The sequence below is a fragment of the Streptomyces lancefieldiae genome, from assembly GCF_031845825.1.
In the GTDB taxonomy this organism is placed as follows: Bacteria; Actinomycetota; Actinomycetes; order Streptomycetales; family Streptomycetaceae; genus Streptomyces; species Streptomyces lancefieldiae.
Window position 1 is genome coordinate 1 of the sequence record NZ_JAVRFH010000453.1, and the last position, 254, is coordinate 254.

The 254-nt window shown below is 63.0% G+C and carries 1 pseudogene; it reads right to left on the minus strand.

The features are described from left to right. Positions 1-124 precede the first annotated feature (124 nt). A pseudogene (locus tag RM812_RS43515) lies at positions 125-254 on the minus strand (ATP-binding protein); the annotation flags it as partial.

Sequence of the window (254 nt, forward strand, 5' to 3'; positions counted from 1 at the left end):
CACTCCGAACTCGAAGCCCTCAGAGCGGCCTGGCACAAGAGCCACCGCCTGGAGAGCACCTGAGCCTCGCCGAACCTGGTGGGTTTCGGTGCCGCCTGGCACAGGTTCGCCGGAACATGTGCGCTTTTCCGAACGGCTTGTTGCTGGTCACGATCACGGAGGCGCGTTCGTAGCGGCCGGAGACCAGCTGGAAGAACAGGTTCGCTGCCTCCGGTTCGAACGGGATGTAGCCGACTTCATCAATCACCAGGACC